13 protein-coding genes are annotated in these 16,547 nt (G+C 72.8%); 8 read left to right on the top strand and 5 right to left on the bottom strand.

The features are described from left to right. Position 1: 1 nt before the first annotated feature. The 3 genes from ABZ914_RS16770 to ABZ914_RS16760 form a co-directional block, all read right to left on the bottom strand. Positions 2-1,207, bottom strand: coding sequence for an acyltransferase family protein (locus ABZ914_RS16770; protein WP_500193780.1), 1,206 nt, complete (start codon positions 1,205-1,207; stop codon positions 2-4). An 11-nt stretch (positions 1,208-1,218) separates the two neighbouring features. Next, a complete protein-coding gene (locus ABZ914_RS16765) occupies positions 1,219-2,640 on the bottom strand; it encodes an LCP family protein (protein ID WP_500193779.1) in 1,422 nt (473 codons plus the stop codon). A gap of 154 nt (positions 2,641-2,794) precedes the next feature. After that, positions 2,795-3,655: a TIGR03089 family protein gene (locus ABZ914_RS16760; protein ID WP_500193778.1), complete on the bottom strand. Its 861-nt coding sequence runs from the start codon at positions 3,653-3,655 to the stop codon at positions 2,795-2,797. A 107-nt stretch (positions 3,656-3,762) separates the two neighbouring features. Here ABZ914_RS16760 and ABZ914_RS16755 point away from each other — a divergent pair, with 107 nt between their 5' ends. The 3 genes from ABZ914_RS16755 (at position 3,763) to ABZ914_RS16745 (ending at position 8,062) form a co-directional block, all read left to right on the top strand. Beyond that, positions 3,763-5,811 (top strand): hypothetical protein, encoded by a 2,049-nt coding sequence (locus ABZ914_RS16755; RefSeq protein WP_500193777.1) that lies wholly within the window; start codon positions 3,763-3,765, stop codon positions 5,809-5,811. Positions 5,812-6,035: 224 nt separating this feature from the next. After that, positions 6,036-6,971: a glycosyltransferase family 2 protein gene (locus tag ABZ914_RS16750; protein WP_500193787.1), complete on the top strand. Its 936-nt coding sequence runs from the start codon at positions 6,036-6,038 to the stop codon at positions 6,969-6,971. Continuing rightward, positions 6,971-8,062, top strand: a complete 1,092-nt coding sequence (locus ABZ914_RS16745; protein ID WP_500193776.1) for a glycosyltransferase family 4 protein — start codon at positions 6,971-6,973, stop codon at positions 8,060-8,062. The genes ABZ914_RS16750 and ABZ914_RS16745 overlap by 1 nt, the downstream gene beginning before the upstream one ends. On the opposite strand, the gene trxA is transcribed toward ABZ914_RS16745, so the two are convergent. After that, a complete protein-coding gene (gene trxA, locus ABZ914_RS16740) occupies positions 8,043-8,366 on the bottom strand; it encodes a thioredoxin (protein ID WP_433141571.1) in 324 nt (107 codons plus the stop codon). The genes ABZ914_RS16745 and trxA overlap by 20 nt on opposite strands. Positions 8,367-8,368: 2 nt before the next feature. After that, positions 8,369-9,370, bottom strand: coding sequence for a lysylphosphatidylglycerol synthase transmembrane domain-containing protein (locus ABZ914_RS16735; protein WP_500193775.1), 1,002 nt, complete (start codon positions 9,368-9,370; stop codon positions 8,369-8,371). Positions 9,371-9,467: 97 nt separating this feature from the next. Between ABZ914_RS16735 and ABZ914_RS16730 the strand changes: the two genes are divergently transcribed. The 5 genes from ABZ914_RS16730 (at position 9,468) to ABZ914_RS16710 (ending at position 16,509) form a co-directional block, all read left to right on the top strand. After that, positions 9,468-10,172, top strand: a complete 705-nt coding sequence (locus ABZ914_RS16730) for a class I SAM-dependent methyltransferase (RefSeq protein WP_433141566.1) — start codon at positions 9,468-9,470, stop codon at positions 10,170-10,172. A 180-nt stretch (positions 10,173-10,352) separates the two neighbouring features. Then, positions 10,353-11,522: a glycosyltransferase gene (locus tag ABZ914_RS16725; protein WP_190860178.1), complete on the top strand. Its 1,170-nt coding sequence runs from the start codon at positions 10,353-10,355 to the stop codon at positions 11,520-11,522. A 37-nt stretch (positions 11,523-11,559) separates the two neighbouring features. After that, a complete protein-coding gene (manB, locus tag ABZ914_RS16720; protein WP_190860176.1) occupies positions 11,560-12,627 on the top strand; it encodes a mannose-1-phosphate guanylyltransferase in 1,068 nt (355 codons plus the stop codon). Next, the gene (locus ABZ914_RS16715; protein ID WP_500193774.1) at positions 12,620-13,567 is read left to right on the top strand and encodes a DNA-3-methyladenine glycosylase family protein; all 948 of its coding nucleotides are present in this window, start codon (positions 12,620-12,622) and stop codon (positions 13,565-13,567) included. Before manB ends, ABZ914_RS16715 begins: the two co-directional genes overlap by 8 nt. A gap of 389 nt (positions 13,568-13,956) precedes the next feature. Then, a complete protein-coding gene (locus ABZ914_RS16710) occupies positions 13,957-16,509 on the top strand; it encodes a bifunctional FO biosynthesis protein CofGH (RefSeq protein ID WP_500193773.1) in 2,553 nt (850 codons plus the stop codon). Positions 16,510-16,547: the final 38 nt, after the last annotated feature.

Raw genomic sequence — 16,547 nt, 5'->3', positions numbered from 1 at the left:
GCTAGCCCCGGCTCGGCCGGCGCAGCGGCGTGAACACCCAGGTCATCTTGGGCTCCAGCGCCCAGCTCATGGTCCGGCGGACCGGGGGAGAGCACAGGAACGTCCCGACGACGACGGCGCCGCAGATCACCACGACGACCCCGCCCGGCGTGTGCATCCAGTCCGCGCCCCACCAGCCGGTGAAGTTCAGCAGCCGGGTGACGAAGCCGTGCAGCAGGTAGCAGTACAGCGTCGTCGAGCCCAGCGCGGTGAACCAGTACCGCTTGCGCGGGATGAGCGTCAGGAACGCGGCGACCAGCACGGTGGCGGACGCGAACATCGCCAGCCGCATCAGGGTGCCCTTGAAGTCGCCGACGCCCAGCTTGAAGTGCGGGTCCTTCCAGAAGATCCAGCTGACCGACATGTGCTTCATCACCAGGTAGGAGCACGCCAGCCCGATGACGAGCACGACCGCCCCGATGGGGCGCGCGATCGGCTTCTTCAGCAGTTCGAAGTGCTCGGGCCTGAGCTTCAGGCCGAGGACGTAGAACGGCAGCAGCCCGAACACCCGGTGGATGTCGAAGGTGCTGCCGAGGTCGCTCATGTACGACAGCAGGGCGAACCCCATCGCGACGGCCAGCGGCCACCGGATCTGCTGCCACACCGGGGTGGACAGCCGCCACAGGAACAGCGCGCACAGGAACCACGTCAGGTAGTACGGGCTCAGCAGGCTGATCTCCAGGTCGTGGCGGCCCGCCAGCCAGTCGTACAGCGAGTACGCGACCTCGAACACCACGTACGGGACGCCGACGTTGGTGATGAGCTTGCGGGCCTTGCCCGGGGAGAACGTCCAGTTCCGCGAGAAGTAGCCGGTGATCACGATGAACAGCGGCATGTGGAACATGTAGATGAAGATGTACAGGCCCTTGGCCATCGGGACGTTCTGCAGGTTGGCGATCGAGTGGCCCGACACCACCAGCAGGATCGCGAAGTACTTCGCGTTGTCGAAGTACGGGTCCCGCTCCTTGCGCGGCTTCGGCGGCGAGGAGATCCGGACCGGGCCGGCGGCCTGCCGCTCGCCGCCCGGGGCGGCGGGCGCCGCCGGGTCGGGACGGGGGTCGGGGACGGCCGGCGCGCGCTGATCGTCCGGTGTTCGCTGGTCGGCCGCCGTCCAGGCGGCGCCGTACGGTCCCGTCTCGGCCTCCGAGGGCCTGCTGGTGTACGTCATGGCCGGCCGGTTCAAGCCCCCTTGCAGATGTCGTCGTTGGCGCGGATCTCGCCCTGCTGCTTGGGGATGCCCCCCTTGGCGTTCTTGAGGGCCGTCCAGTTCGAGCCGACGACCAGGTCGACCACGCCGGGCGTGCCGCCGGTGGTCCGTGCCGCCGGGGCGGGGTTGCTCGGGATCAGCGCGGTGAGCGTCTGAGCCTGCTGGTCCGCCCCGGAACCGTACAGCACCTTGGTGGCGCTCGTCTTGGCGGCGTTGCCGCCGACCGTCACCTGGAAGCCCTGGGCCTCCAGGTCGGAGGCGACGCGGCTGGCCTGCCCGGCGATGCCGCTGCCGTTGTAGACGCGCACCCGCACCTGGTCGGGCTGGATCTTGGGGGCGGCCGACTTCGTCTCCGTCGGCACCGTCTTGTCGTTGCGGATCGCGGCGAAGAACGGCTGCGCGGCGGAGTTGAGCACGACCCGGTTGGGGTCGGACGGGTCGGGGCCGTTGGGCGCGGTGACGAAGCGCAGCTTGCCCGAGGTCATGCCCTGCATGCCCTGGGCGATCTTGAGCATGACCTGCGGGGTCAGCTCCTTGTCGGTGGTGAGCGACTTCGTCGCCGCGTTCATCAGCGGGATCAGCTTGGTCGGGTTGCTCAGCACCCCGGCGCTCATGGCCTTGTTCGCCAGCGCGCCCATGAACTTCTGCTGCCGCTTGATGCGGTCGAGGTCGGAGCCGTCGCCGAGGCCGTGCCGGACGCGCACGTAGGCGAGCGCGGTGGAGCCCTTGATGACGTGCCTGCCGCGGGTCAGGTGCAGCTTGGACTTGGGGTCGTTCACGTCCTTCGGCAGGCAGACCGGGACGCCGCCGACCGCGCTGGTGATGGCCTTGAACCCGGTGAAGTCGACCTGCATGAAGTGGTCGATGCGGATGTCGGACAGGCCCTCGATCGTCTTCATGACGCAGGCGGCGCCGCCGATGGTGAACGCCGAGTTGATCTGCGCCTTCGGCTGGTCGGGCGACATGCCGCCGGCGTGGGTCTTGCACGGCGGGATGTGCACGATCAGGTCGCGCGGGAAGCTGATGCCCATCGCCTGGCTGCCGCCGGGGGACAGGTGGAGCAGGATCATCGTGTCCGAGCGCGGCGGGTCGTTCTTCATCGACCGGCCGTAGCTGGCGTTGGCGCCCGCGCGGGTGTCGGACCCCAGCAGCAGGATGTTCATCGCGCTGTTCAGCTTCTTCGGCCGGTTGGGGCCGATCGCCGAGTTGACGTCCTCGTGGCTGATGTTGCCCATCGCGCTGCGGTACAGGCCGTACGCCGTGAGAGAGCCGGCCACCATGACCGCCGACAGTCCGACGCACACCCAGCCGAGGATGCGCCAGCCGCGTCGACGCGGCGCCGGCTGCGGATCGGCGTCGTCGACGTACTCCATGTACATCGGGTTGCTGTTCATCGGCTCCGTGTCCGGGGGGCGCGGCCCGCTTTCAGGGGGTCGGTCTGCTTGGTCTGTTCTGCTCGAACGGTCTGTTCTGCTGGAACTGTCCGGTACTGCTGTGACGGGGCTGGCCGTGGCTCGGTTGACAAAGCGCGGGCAAAGAGAGCGTAGGTCAGCCGAGCCGGCGGACGGACCCGGATGCGTCGTTCCATCCGGGCAGTCCGGCCACCGCCGTCACATGCTCCAAGGTCAAGCGTCGATCTAGGGCGGCTTTGTCAAAGTTTCGTTGGATTATGACGGAAGCACCTGAGGCTAGTGGTGCGACCAGGCCCGCCATAACCCCGTCGAGGGTGGTGAACGGCATGTCGACCAGCACGCGCGAGGACGCGTCCAGCTCCCATTTCGCGGCGGCCGCGCGCGCCGCCGCCACCAGCTCCGCACCCGTCAATGTGGTCTTTGTCACATCCAGCGCGGGCAGTCCGGGGGTCACCTCGGGGTCCGGCGCGAACCGGTCGCCGTACGACCGGACCTCGGCCGCGTAGTCGGTGACGCCCACCGGGCAGTCCCCCAGCGGCCCGCCGAGCGGGTGCAGCGAGAGCCCGACGACCTCCTCCGCCTCGCCGTCCACACGCGGGTCCGCCAGCACCACGTCCAGCACCTCCTCGGCCGCCGCCAGGATGTACGGCCCGGACGCCTCCAGCGGTTCGGCCCCCGCCGCGTCGCGCTCCAGCACCGTCGCCGGGTCGACCGGCACGGCCGCGAGCCCCGCCGACCAGCAGGCCATCAGCCACACGGCGGTCTGCCAGTGCGGCGGCAGCGCCAGCACGACACGCCCGCCCGGCTCCGCCGCCAGCCCGTCCACCAGGAAGTTCGCGGTCTTGGCCACCCAGTTGTCGAACGTCCGCGCGGACAGCTCGACGCGCTCGCCCTTCGCGTCGTCGTAGTAGGTGACGAGCGGGCGGGACGGGTCGTCGGCCAGCCGGCGCCGCAGCAGTTCGGCGGGTCCGGGCACGGCGGGTTCGCTGTGGCTCATGGGGCGAGCGTAGAGCCCCGTGACCGGCCGGGACTCGCCGACCGGCCGTTCCCGCTACGCTCCGCACCGATGAATGACCACGGATCGGACGAGCACGGGGCGGGTTCATGAACGCGGGTCGGCTGCTCGCCCGGATCACCGTGGCGCCCGCGCTGCTCGTCGCGGCGTGGCTCGTGGTGGGCCTTCCGCTGCTGATGGGCGGGGTGTTCCGGCCGGGACCGGCGATCCTGCTGTGGGTGCCGGTCGCCGCGGCGGCGCTCTGGCTCGGCCTCCGGCGGCGGCCCTGCGACCCGGCCGCCGAACAGGCCGCAGAGGGCCCGCTCGGCCCCGCCCCCTGGTGGTCGGCGGCCGGCGTGATCGCGGTCGCCGTCGCGTTCCTGGTGTTCGAGGCGCTGATGTCCTCCGAGCAGATCATCGTCCGCCGCGACCCCGCCTCCTACGTGCAGTTCGCGACCTGGCTCCAGGACCACGGCTCGCTGCCGATCCCGCGGATGCTCTGGGCCTTCGGCGGCGGCGACCCCGCGCTGCGCTTCGACAGCCCCGCCTTCTACGAGCACGGCGGCTCGGTCGTCCCGCAGTTCATGGCGGGCCTGCCGATGATCCTCGCGCTCGGCGGCTGGGCGGGCGGCACGCACGGGATGCTGCTGATGGCGCCGCTGCTCGGCGCCTGCAGCGTGCTGGCGTTCGGCGGCCTCGCCGCGCGGCTCGTCGGCCCGCGCTGGGCGCCCGCCGCCGCACTGCTGCTGGCGCTGACCCTGCCGATGCTGTGGGTGTCGCGGTCCACCTTCAGCGAGCCGCCGGCGCTGATCCTGCTGCTCGGCGGGCTGTCGCTGCTGCACGACGCCCGCACGGAGCGGCCCCGCGCGGCCATGGCGAAGGCGTTCCTCGGCGGCCTCGCGCTCGGGCTGATCGTGCTCGTCCGGATCGACGGGATCCGCGACATCCTGCCCGCCGTGGTGTACGCCGGGCTCCTCGTCGCGCGCCGGCGCCGCAGCGGCTACGCCCTCGCCGGCGGGCTCGCGCTCGGCGCCGCCGCCGGGCTCGTCGAGGGCTACCTGAAGTCCCGCCCCTACCTGGACTACCTGCACGCCTCGCTGAACCCGCTGCTGATGATCTCCGGCGCGATCGTGGCCGGCACCGCGCTGCTGGCCGTCGCGCTCCGCTGGAACGTGACGGGCCGCCGCCTGCGGGCGGCCGGGGCGGCGCTCGGGCGCGGCCGGCTGCCCGGCGCCGCCGCGATCCTCACCGTGCTCGTGATGATCGCGTTCGCCGTCCGGCCGCTGGTGCAGACCGTGCGCCGCGTCCCGACCAACACCGACGACCGGCTGAACGCCCAGTTCATCGAGGCCGTCCAGAAGCTCGACCACCTGCCGCTGGACGGCACCCGGCAGTACTCGGAGCTGTCGCTGCACTGGGTCGTCTGGTACATCGGCATCCCCGCGCTGCTGCTCGCCACGTTCGGCGCCGCGCTGCTCGTGCGGCGGCTCATGCGCCGCCAGTCGCCGGAATGGCTGCTGCCCTACGCGGTGATCGTGTGGACGACCGTCCAGGTGCTGATCAGGCCCGGCATCACCCCGGACCACCCGTGGGCGTCCCGCCGGCTGATCGGCCTGGTCATCCCCGGGCTGCTGCTGTTCACGGTGTTCGCGGCGGCGTGGATCACCAAGCGGCTGCGGCGGCTCGGCTACTCGCGGAAGGCCGTGCGCGTGACGGCCGTCACGGGCGTCGTGCTGATGCTGGTGCCGATCGTCATCACGTCCGCCGCGTACATGGTGGGACGGACCGACCAGAAGGAGGTCGGCGCCGTCGACGCGATGTGCGACCGGATCGGCCCGGGACGCTCCGTCGTGGTCGTCGAGGTCGGCACCGCCGACCGCTTCCTCCAGGTCCTGCGCGGGATGTGCGGGGTGCCCGCCGCGCGGGCCGCCACGTTCGCCACGCCGCCCGACGTCCGCCGCGTCATCGGGAAGATCGGCGACGCCGGACGGCGCCCGGTGGTCATGGGGTCCAAGCCCGAGCAGGTGGCGCCGTACGGCCGCCCCCGCCAGATCATGCGGCTGCGCTCCCGGCAGGACGGGCGCACGCTCGACGAGCCGCCGGGCGGGTCCTGGGGCCTCGCCATCGACGTGTGGATCGCCGAGCCGTCGGCCTCCTGACGCGCCCCGCCCCGGGGTGCCGCCACCCGCTGTTCACGCGCCGTGTCCGCCGGTGAGTCGGCCGGGGTGCGCCGTTGCGAGTATTCTCGCGGTGCGTGAGTACCCAGCCCGCCGAGCCCGCGCAGCGGCCCGCGCCCGAAGGCGCCGAGCCGGCCGAAACCGTGAGCGACCCCGTGAGCGACGCCGCCCCCGTGGACGCCGCCCCCGCGAGCGAGCCGGCCGCGGTGCCGGCCCCCGCCGCCGAACCCGCCGCCGATCCCGACACGGCGCCGCCCGTCCACGTGACCATCGTCCTGCCCTGCTACAACGAGCAGGACCACGTGATCGACGAGGTCGAGCGCATCACGAAGGCCATGGACAACAGCGGCAAGAGCTACGAGCTGCTGGCGGTCGACGACTGCTCCACCGACGAGACCCTCGCCCGGCTGGAGGAGGCGGCGCCCCGCTTCCCGCACATGCGGGTCATGGCGTTCCAGCACAACAGCGGCTCCGGGACGGTCCGGCGGATCGGCTCCCAGCAGGCCCGCGGCGACATCGTGGTGTGGACCGACGCCGACATGTCGTACCCGAACGAGCGGATCCCCGACCTCGTCGACATCCTCGACACCGACCCGTCCGTCGACCAGGTCGTCGGCGCCCGCACCACCGAGGAGGGCACGCACAAGCTCCTGCGCGTCCCCGCGAAGTGGTTCATCCGCAAGGTCGCCGAGCGGCTCACCAACTCCAGGATCCCCGACCTGAACTCCGGGCTGCGCGCGTTCCGCCGCGAGGTGTCCCTGCCCTACCTGCGGCTGCTGCCGCCCGGGTTCTCCTGCGTCACCACGATCACGATCGCGTTCCTGTCGAACCAGCACCCCGTGCACTACATGCCGATCGACTACGCCAAGCGGGCCGGCAAGTCCAAGTTCCACTTCACCAAGGACGCCTACCGCTACATCCTGCAGGTGCTGCGGATGGTGATGTACTTCAACCCGCTCAAGGTGCTGATGCCGCTCGCCCTCTGGCTGATCGGGATCGGCCTGCTCAAGGGCGTGTTCGACATGGTGGTGCACATCGGCTACTTCGCCAACAACACCATCATGATCTTCGTGACGGGGCTGATCATCGCGTCACTGGCGCTGCTGGCCGACCTGATCGTCCGATCGCGCGGCGACGTCTAGTGCGGATCGCCGTCGTCGGCCCCGCCTTCCCGTACAAGGGGGGCGGCGCCCACCACACCACCGAGCTGGCGCGGCGGCTGGCCGCCGCCGGGCACGACGTCGCCATCGAGTCGTGGCGCGCCCAGTACCCCGGCTTCCTGTACCCGGGGCAGCAGACGATCTCCGAGCCGGAGGGCGAGCCGTTCCCCGGCACCCGGCACCGCCTCGACTGGCGCCGCCCGGACGGCTGGTACCGCACCGGCAAGGCGCTGCGGGCCTACGACCTGGTCGTCCTCGCCGTGCTGAGCCCCGTCCAGGTGCCGTCCTACCTGGGCATCCTCGCCGGGCTCAAGCGCCGGACGCCCGTCGTGGCGCTGTGCCACAACGTCCTGCCGCACGAGCGCAAGCGCTACGACGAACCGCTGATGCGGCGGCTGCTCCGCAAGGCCGACGGCGTCCTCGTCCACTCGGAGGCGCAGGCGGAGCTGGCGCGGGGGCTGACGCCGCGTCCCGTCCGCGTCGCGGAGATGCCCGCCCACCTGCCCGCGTCCGGCGGCGCGCCCGCCCCGGACGGCAAGGTGCGCAGGCGCCTGCTGTTCTGGGGGATCGTCCGCCCCTACAAGGGCCTGGACGTCCTGCTGCGCGCGCTCGCCGAAGGCCCCGGCGACGTCGGGCTGACCGTCGCGGGCGAGTTCTGGGGCGGCCTGGACGAGACCCGCGAGCTGATCCGGTCGCTCGACCTGACGTCCCGGGTGGACCTGCGTCCCGGCTACGTGCCCGCCGCGGACGTCCCCGGCCTGTTCGCCGCCGCCGACGCGCTCGTCCTGCCGTACCGGACGGCCACCGCCTCGCAGAACGTGTGGATGGCCTACGAGCACGGCCTTCCGGTGATCGCCACGGACGTCGGCGGGTTCGCCGAGCAGGTCCGCGACGGCGTGGACGGCCTGATCTGCCCGCCCGGCGACGTGCCCGCGCTGGCCGAGGCCCTCACCCGGTTCTACGCGCCGGGGGAGCCGGAGCGCCTGCGCTCCGGCGTCCGCCCGGTCGACCACGGCCCGGTCTGGGCCGCCTACCTGGAGGCGCTCACCGCGCTCACAGGTGGGGTTCGATGACCTTGAGCAGCGCGCGCTTCGGCTTGGCGCCGGTGATCTGCTCGACGACCTCGCCGTTCTTGAGCAGCAGCAGCGTCGGCAGCCCCATCACGCCGTACTTCTGCGGCGTCTGCGGGTTGGCGTCGTAGTCCAGCTTGGCGATCTTGATCCGGCCGTCCTGCTCGGCGGCGATCTGGTCGAGGACGGGGGCGATCATGCGGCACGGGCCGCACCAGTCCGCCCAGAAGTCGACGAGCACCGGCACGTCGCTCTGCAGGACTTCCTCGGCGAACGTGGCGTCGGTCACGCTGATGGGGGCCGTCACGGTCACTCCTTCGTAGGCTGCGTACCCCTGACAAGCGCGGGGCGCCCGTCTTCATTCCCGTCCTCGTCGGCGGGGAGCGCGGTCTCGGTGCGGTGGCGGCGGGCGGAGCGGCCGAGGAGCAGGCCGGCGCCCGCGTTGAGCAGGTCGGCGATCGTCAGCACGACGCGGGACGCGATCGCGACCACGACGGGCGCGCCCGCCGGCAGCACCGGCGTCAGCACCACCGTCAGCGCGGCCTCCCGCGCGCCGATGCCGCCCGGCGCGATGAACACGAGGAACCCGGCGACGAACGCCAGCCCGTAGGCGCCGGTCGCGAGGAACGGCAGCCCGGGGCCGTCGCCGCCGACGGCCAGGCACAGCAGCCAGGTGTGGACGCCGAACAGCGCCCAGCCGAGGACCGTCCAGCCGACGGCCCGCAGCGTCACGCCGAGGCTGACGGGATGCTCCAGCGGCGGCCGCCGGGCGAGCTTCAGCATGACGCCGAGCGCCCACGTCACGATCTTCGGGTGCAGCGCCGCGAGCATGAACGGGGCGAGCAGGAACAGCCACCAGTACTCGCGGCGCGCCGCCGCCGACGTCAGCGGCAGCGTCACCGCCGCCACGGCCAGCCCGCAGGCGGTCGAGGTCGCCACGGCCAGCAGCGTCGAGCCGAAGCTGCGCTCGGCGGGCACCTTGTGCTCGCGGGCCATCTCGATCTGGGTGACGAGCGCCCACACCTTGCCCGGCACGTACTTGCCGAGCTGGGACACCGCCGAGATCCGGTAGGCGACCTTCAGCGGCAGGGGCGAGCCGAGGCCGCCGAGGAACGTCCGCCATCCGAGCGTCCAGGCGAACAGGCCGGCCAGGCCCGTGACGAGCGCGCCGGCGAGCGTGGGCCAGGACATCTCCCGGAACGCCTTCGTCGTCGCGTCCCACTGGTGGATCACGCTGTAGGCGCAGAACCCGAGCGCGAGCAGTACCAGCAGCACGCGCAGGGCCCGCATTGCGACGACCTTGATGTTCACGCGCCCAGCGTAGGCGAACCGGGATCCCGCCGCGCCGCGGCTCCAGCGGGGCCGCTTCGGCCGCGCCGCGGCCCGCCGCGCCCTACAGTTGGGGGCGATGAAACTCTCGGATGTGGTCGCCTTCATGGGGCACCAGGTGCACGTGTGCCGGTACCGCGAGGCGGGGACGCTGCTGTCCTGGATGGGACGGGACCTGCGCGGCAAGCGGGTCCTCGACGTCGCCGGCGGCGACGGCTACTGGGCGGGGCGCGCGCGCCGCCGCGGGGCCCACGCGGTCTCGATCGACCTGGCGCGCAACAAGATGGTGTACGGCCGGACGCTCGCCGACGCGCCCGCGCTGATCGAGTGCGACGCGCTCCGGCTGCCGTTCGGCGACGGCTCGTTCGACGCGGTCCTGTCGGTGTGCGCGATCGAGCACTTCGACGACGGCGGTAAGTCCCTGGACGAGATGGCGCGGGTGCTGAAGCCCGGCGGTGAGATCTTCATGTCCGCCGACGTGCTGAGCCGGGCCGACGCGTGGCCGAAGCTGCGCGACGCGCACAAGGCGAAGTACCACGTCCAGCACACCTACACCCACGAGAGCCTGCGCAAGCTGATGGACGAGCGCGGCCTCGACCTGGTGCGGCACTCCTACCAGTTCAGGACGGCCGCGACGGAGCGCCTCTACCTGTCGCTGTCGACGTACGGCGGGAAGGTCGGCTTCAACGCGGCGGCCCCGCTGGCGCCGCTGGTGGCGCTCGCCGACCGGAACGCGCCGAACCGGCAGGGCAGCATCGTCCTGGTGCACGCGCGCAAGAGATAGGTGTGGGAAGGGCCCCGGGGAGAAAGGTATGGGCCCGGGGGCTCGGGTAGGGCCTCTCCATGACTCGCGGCGGCGAGCGGCGCGGAGGTCGCGCGCCCCGGCCGGTCGCGGGCGTAGGCTCGAACGGTAAAGAGTGATCTACGCCACTACGGCGGAAGCGCCGGAATGGGGGAGTGGACCGTGGCGCCTCGGATCCTGCTCGATGCCACCGCGGTACCCGCCGACAGGGGCGGGCTCGGGCGGTACGTGGACGGCCTGCTGTCGGCCCTGCACGCGCTCGGCGCGGACCTCGCGGTCGCGTGCCAGCGCGCGGACGAGAAGCGGTACGGGGAACTCGCGCCCGGGGCCCGGATCGTCGCGGGCCCGGCGGCGCTGGCGCACCGCGCGACCAGGCTGGCGTGGGAGCAGACCGGTCTGCCGCACGTCGCCGACGGCGTCGAGGCCGACGTGATCCATCTGCCGACGTACACGATGCCGGTCAGCGCCGTCCGGCCGACGGTGGTGACCATCCACGACGTGACGCTGTTCGCGGAGCCGGAGGTGCACGACCCGGTCCGCACCACCTACGTCAAGTCGGCGACCCGCACCGCGGCGCGCCGCGCGACCCGGCTGATCGTCCCGTCGCGGGCGACGCGGGACGAGCTGGTGCGGGTGCTGGGCGCCGACCCGGAGCACATCGACGTGGCCTACCACGGCGTCGACCACGAGGTGTTCCACCGGCCGTCCGAGGCGGAGGTGAAGCAGGTCTCCGACCGGCTCGGCCTGCACGGCCGCCCGTACGTCGCCTATCTGGGCGCGCTGGAGCCGCGCAAGAACGTCCCGAACCTCATCCGCGGCTGGGTGCGCGCCTGCTCCGACCTGGAGGACCCGCCCGCGCTGGTCCTGGCGGGCGGCGGCGGCTGGGACGACGAGGTCGACGGGGCGATGGCGACGGTGCCGCCGCGGATGCGGGTGCTGCGGCCGGGGTACCTGCCGTGGCCGTCGCTGCCCGGGTTCTTCGGCGGCGCGCTGGTGGTGGCGCTGCCGAGCCGCGGCGAGGGGTTCGGCCTGCCGGTGCTGGAGGCGATGGCGTGCGGCGCGCCCGTCCTGACGACGCGGCGGGGGCCGCTGCCGGAGGTCGGCGGCGACGCGGTCGCCTACACCGAGCCGGACCCGGAGGGCATCGCGTCGGCGCTGACGGCGCTGAGCGGCGACCCGGCCCGCCGCGCCGGCCTGGCGGAGGCCGCCTACACCCGGTCGCTGGAGTTCACCTGGACGGCGTCCGCCGAGGCGCACCTGGCCTCCTACGAGCGGGCGATCCGGCAGCACGAGGCGTCCCACGGTCGCGGGCCGGCATCGGCCACCCACTAGGCTTCGTCACCACGACCGTGGTGGAGAAAGGAACCGAGTGGAAGCGATCCTCCTGGTGGGAGGCCAGGGCACCCGCCTGCGCCCCTTGACGATCTCCACCCCGAAGCCGCTGCTTCCCACGGCCGGCGTGGCCTTCCTGGCGCACCAGCTGGCGCGCGCGCACGCCGCCGGTGTGGAGCGCATCGTGTTCGCGACGTCCTACCGCGCGGAGATGTTCGAGGCGGCGTTCGGCCCGCGCGCGCACGGCGTGGACCTGGTGTACGTCAGTGAGGCGCAGCCGCTCGGCACCGGCGGCGCGATCCGCAACGCGGCGCGCGCGCTGACCTGCGGCCCGGACGATCCGGTGCTGATCCTCAACGGCGACATCCTGTCCGGCCATGACGTGCGCGCCCAGGTGAAGGTGCACGAGAGCGCCGGCGCGGCGGTGACGCTGCACCTCACCGAGGTGGACGACCCGACCCGGTTCGGCTGCGTCCCGACCGACGGCGCGGGGCGCGTCACCGCGTTCCTGGAGAAGACGTCCCATCCGGTGACGAACCAGATCAACGCAGGGTGCTACGTGTTCCGCCGGTCGGCGATCGACACGATCGCCGAGGACGAGGTCGTCTCGGTGGAGCGGGAGACGTTCCCGTCGCTGATCGCGTCCGGCGCCGTGGTCATGGGCCACGTCGAGTCGGGCTACTGGCTGGACGTCGGCACGCCGGAGGCGTTCGTGCGCGGCTCCTGCGACCTCGTCCTCGGCCGGATCGACTCGCCGGCGATGCCGGGCGAGGCGGGCGAGCGGCTCGCCCTCGCGGGTTCGACGGTGTCGCCGGGCGCGGTGGTGCGCGGCGGCACGACGGTCGGGCGCGGCGCGGTGGTCGAGGCGGGCGCCACCGTGATCGGCAGCGTGCTGCTGGACGACTCGTTCGTCGCGGAGGGCGCGACCGTGCGCGACTCGGTGCTGAGCCGCGGCGCGCGCGTCGGCCCGGGGGCGGTGCTGGACGGGGTGATCCTCGGTGACGGCGCGGTGGTCGGCCCGGGCAACGAGCTGTGCTGCGGGCTGCGCGTCTGGCCGGGGATCGAGCTCCCGGCCACGGCGGTCCGCTTCTCCACCGATGCCTGACGGCGGCGCCGCGGGCGTCGCGTCCGGGCCGCTGCCGGGCCGCGCCGCCGAGGGCCTGCGGCGGGTGTGGACGCCGGGGTTCGACGTCGACGTGGGGGCGACGCTGGGGCCGCATCGGCGCGGTCATCACGATCCGGCGTTCCGGGTGGAGCGGGACGGGACGGTCTGGCGCGCGTCCTACACCCCGGAGGGCCCTGGCACGCTGCGGGTCAGGCGCAGCGGTGCGGCCGTCGAGGGGCGCGCGTGGGGGCCGGGTGCCGAGTGGCTGCTGGACGGCCTGCCGGACCTGCTCGGGGCGTCCGACGAACCGGACGGGTTCGAGGCGCACCACGAGATCGTGCGGCGGCAGGCGCTACTGCGGCCGGGCCTGCGGATCGGCCGGACGAACCGGGTGTTCGAGGCGCTCGTCCCGGCGGTGATGGAGCAGAAGGTCCTCGCGCAGGAGGCGTGGCGGGCCTGGGGGTACCTGCTGCGCCGGTTCGGCGAGCCGGCGCCGGGCGCGCCCGCCGCGCTGCGGCTGCGGGTGCCGCCGCCGCCCGCGGTCTGGGTCCGGATCCCGTCGTGGGAGTGGCACCGGTCCGGGCTGGAGGCGGTCCGGGCCCGGACCATCATCGGCGCGGCGCGGGTCGCCGCCCGGCTGGAGGACGACCCGGCCGAGGCCCGGCTGCGGACGCTGCCGGGCGTCGGGGTCTGGACGGCCGCGGAGGTCCGGCAGCGGGCGGCGGGCGATCCCGACGCCGTCTCCGTCGGCGACTACAACCTGCCCGGCCTGGTCGGCTGGGCGCTGGCGGGCCGCAAGGTCGACGACGACGGGATGCTGGAGCTGCTGGCGCCGTACGCGGGGCATCGGCACCGGGTCACCCGGCTGCTGGAATCGTCCGGCGCGCGGCCTCCGCGGCGCGGCCCGCGCCTTCCCGTTCGCGACTACCGGAGCTTCTGACCCGGCGGCGCTCGCCGGACCTGCGGCGGAGCCAGAAGTTGTCCGGGGTCCAGTTGAGGCCGTCGCGGGTGTCGGCGCCGAAGAGCGGCGCGAGAACGGCGAGGGCGATGATGATCGCGAGCATGACCAGCATGGGACTGTTCCTCCGGCGAGGGCCGTGCGGCGGTGGTTCCGCCCGGGGGGACGACCCTCTCGCACCCATAGCTTGACTCAGTCCAACATTGAGGACCAGCGACTCTTTCTAGACGCAATCATTAAGTTCCGCTACATCCCGAGTTGGGGCGTCCTCGCGGGAATAGTCGGAGGGCGGGGCGGGCTGTACCGGGTGATCGCTGGTTTCCGGGGCCCCGCCGCGTCGCAAAATATGACGATTGGCATAGAGTGCCCGCATGGAGGCCACTGAGAACGCGGTGAGGCGGGCCTTGGCCCGTGCGCGTGACGGGAAGACGCTCGACCAGTCCGAGGCCACGACGCTGCTGCAGGCCAGGGGCCCGCAGCTCGACGATCTCCTCGCCTACGCGGCGAGGACCAGGGACGCCGGTCTCGCGGCGGCGGGACGTCCCGGGATCATCACCTACAGCCGCAAGGTCTTCATCCCGCTGACCCGGCTGTGCCGGGACCGCTGCGGCTACTGCACGTTCGCGACCGTCCCGCACAAGCTGGACGCGCCGTACCTCAGCCCGGACGAGGTGCTGGAGATCGCCCGCCAGGGCGCGGCGATGGGCTGCAAGGAGGCGCTGTTCACGCTCGGGGACCGTCCCGAGGACCGGTGGAAGCAGGCCCGCGAGTGGCTCGACGCCCACGGCTACGACGACACGCTGTCCTACGTGCGGGCGATGGCGATCCGGGTGCTGGAGGAGACCGGGCTGCTGCCGCACCTGAACCCCGGCGTGCTGACGTGGCGCGACTTCCAGCGGCTCAAGCCGGTCGCGCCGTCCATGGGGATGATGCTGGAGACCACCGCGACGCGGCTGTTCAGCGAGCGCGGCGGCCCGCACTTCGGCTCGCCGGACAAGGACCCGGCCGTCCGGCTGCGGGTGCTGGAGGACGCCGGCCGGACGAACGTCCCGTTCACCACCGGCATCCTCATCGGGATCGGCGAGACGGTCGAGGAGCGCGCGGACGCGATCTTCGCGATCCGCCGGACGATGCGCGAGTACGGCGCCGTCCAGGAGGTGATCGTGCAGAACTTCCGCGCGAAGCCGGACACCAAGATGCGCGACACGCCCGACGCCGAGCTGGAGGAGCTCGCCGCGACGATCGCGGTGACGCGGATCGTCCTCGGCCCGAAGGCGCGCGTCCAGGCGCCGCCGAACCTCGTCGCCGACCAGTACTCGCTGATGCTGCGCGCCGGCATCGACGACTGGGGCGGCGTGTCCCCGCTGACGCCGGACCACGTGAACCCCGAGCGTCCGTGGCCGCAGATCGACGAGCTGGCCGCGCGGACCGCCGAAGCGGGCTTCGAGCTGCGCGAACGCCTCACGATCTACCCCGAGTACGTCAAGCGGGGCGAGCCGTGGCTGGACCCGCGGCTCCTCGGGCACGTGTCCGCGCTGGCCGATCCGGCGACCGGGCTCGCCCGCGAGGACGCCGTCCTCGAAGGGCGTCCGTGGCAGGAGCCCGACGGCGGGTTCGAGGCGTCCGGGCGCACCGACCTGCACACCGAGATCGACACGACCGGCCGCACGTCCGACCGGCGCGACGACTTCGACGAGGTCTACGGCGACTGGGACGCGCTCAAGGAGCGGATGGCCGCCCCCGAGCGGTTCGACGCCGACGTCAAGGCCGCCCTCGCCGCCGCCGAGCGCGACCCGGCCGGCCTGACCGACGACGAGGCCCTCGCGCTGCTGCACGCCGACGGCCCCGAGCTGGACGCGCTCGCGAAGCTGGCCGACGACCTGCGCCGCGACACGGTCGGCGACGACGTGACCTACGTCGTCACCCGGAACATCAACTTCACGAACGTCTGCTACACCGGCTGCCGGTTCTGCGCGTTCGCGCAGCGCCGCACCGACGCCGACGCGTACACGCTGTCGCTCCAGCAGGTCGGCGACCGGGTGGACGAGGCGTGGGAGGCGGGCGCCACCGAGATCTGCATGCAGGGCGGCATCCACCCGGACCTGCCCGGCACCGCCTACTTCGACCTCGCCCGCGAGGTGAAGCGCCGCGCCCCCGGCATCCACCTGCACTCCTACAGCCCGATGGAGGTCGTCAACGGGGCGTCCCGCACCGACCTGTCCATCCGCGAGTGGCTGGAGGCGGCGAAGGAGGCGGGCGTCGACTCGCTGCCCGGGACGGCCGCCGAGATCCTCGACGACGACGTCCGCTGGGTGCTGACGAAGGGCAAGCTGCCCACCGACCAGTGGGTCGAGGTCGTCACCACCGCGCACGAGATCGACATCCCGACGACGTCCACGATGATGTACGGGCACGTGGACACCCCGGCGCACTGGGTCGCGCACCTCAAGCTGCTGCGCTCCATCCAGGAGCGGACCGGCGGGTTCAGTGAGTTCGTGCTGCTGCCGTTCGTCCACCACAACTCGCCGATCTACCTGGCCGGGCTCGCGCGTCCGGGGCCGACCGTGCGGGAGAACGTCGCCGTCCACGCGCTCGCCCGGATCCTGCTGCACGGCGCCATCTCCAACATCCAGACGTCCTGGGTGAAACTCGGCGACGAGCTGTGCACGCGGGTGCTGAAGGGCGGCGTCAACGACCTCGGCGGGACGCTGATGGAGGAGACCATCAGCCGGATGGCGGGGTCGGAGAACGGGTCGTTCAAGCCGATCAGCGAGCTGGAGGAGATCGCCGCGCGCGCGGGACGTCCCGCCCGCCAGCGCACCACCCTCTACGGCGAGGTCCCGGCGGAGCGACTCGAAGCCGCCCGCAAGACCGACGGCATCGGCCACTTCGGCCGCCCGACCCTCACCCTCACGCCCCGTTGAGCCGCGGCGAGTCGCCGTCATGGCCCGCTCATGACGGC

The organism is Spirillospora sp. NPDC046719, from assembly GCF_040645715.1.
Lineage (GTDB): Bacteria > Actinomycetota > Actinomycetes > Streptosporangiales > Streptosporangiaceae > Spirillospora.
This window is presented reverse-complemented; position numbering and strand designations above follow the sequence as displayed.